The sequence below is a fragment of the Mesorhizobium sp. P3_A9 genome (assembly GCF_056402975.1).
The window spans coordinates 1-880 of the sequence record NZ_JBFUGJ010000754.1; the positions used below are offsets into that span (position 1 = coordinate 1).

Genomic DNA, 880 nt, shown 5'->3' on the forward strand with positions numbered 1-880 from the left:
GCCAATGCCCACGCAAGGCAATTTGCCGGCGAGGGAAAAGCGAGGAGCTACAAATGAAGAAGACATACGAAAAGCCGGTTCTTACCAAGAAGGATCGTCTTTCCAGGGTGGTTGCTGGTCCATCGGCTCCGCCCGTCTTAGTTGAGTGAAACCGACTTCTACCAATCAATCTGCCCGCTGGCTCTGGCCGGCGGGCTTTTTCATTTCCGTCGTGGGAAATCGATGATCGTCGCCTGCCGTTCCGGCTCAAGCGGCTCATGTCCCAGCTCGTCGTGCCAGAAGACTTGGCGCAAATCGCGCTGGTCCACTTTCTGCCCGCAGTTGGGGCAGTTGTAGAAATGCTGCTCTTCGCGGATCTGGTCGTCCCCGTGCAGCGCGCCCGGTATTGGCGGACCGAGGTCGGATAGCCTGGTCATTTCGCAAAGCCTCTGTCTTCCCCGGCTTCAGGCACGCTAAACTCGCATATCGCCCCTGTGCGCAAGTCGACGACCCGGTACCAGTACTGCTGCAAGGCTCGATCCGAGACGGATCGGCCCGGCGATTTTTTCGGCGGCTTTCAAGGGATTATCGTCCTCCACACTGTCAGAAGATAGCACTTCGTCTGCGAACAGTTTTTCGACCTTAGAGACCGGCATTGGCTAGTTGCCTTTGAGTCCCTTGGCCTCGCGTTCCAGCGTGTCGCGGTCGTTGCCGTGCTTTGCGATCAGTTCCCGGACTTGCGGGATGGACAGGCCGAATTTGCTCGCGAAATAGCCGACCTCATACTCCTCATCGCCGCTCACGCGGCCGCGGTCCTGATAGCCAAGCTTGTTCTTGTCGTCAGTCATCGTGGTTTCTCCCAGCTGCGATCGATCGCAACGTGCGTCTCGCTTTTTTGTTT

At 57.6% G+C, this 880-nt stretch carries 2 protein-coding genes; both read right to left on the bottom strand.

Annotation, left to right across the window (positions count from 1 at the left end):
- Positions 1–200: 200 nt before the first annotated feature.
- Positions 201–416, bottom strand: a complete 216-nt coding sequence (locus AC1DX0_RS36540) for a hypothetical protein (protein ID WP_477223819.1) — start codon at positions 414–416, stop codon at positions 201–203.
- 222 nt (positions 417–638) lie between these two features.
- Positions 639–827 (bottom strand): DUF3606 domain-containing protein, encoded by a 189-nt coding sequence (locus tag AC1DX0_RS36545; protein ID WP_477223820.1) that lies wholly within the window; start codon positions 825–827, stop codon positions 639–641.
- Between the last annotated feature and the right edge of the window lie 53 nt (positions 828–880).

Coding starts and splice junctions, on each gene's coding strand:
- AC1DX0_RS36545 (WP_477223820.1), bottom strand. CDS start 827: ATGACTGACGACAAGAACAAGCTTGGCTATCAGGACCGCGGCCGCGTG.
- AC1DX0_RS36540 (WP_477223819.1), bottom strand. CDS start 416: ATGACCAGGCTATCCGACCTCGGTCCGCCAATACCGGGCGCGCTGCAC.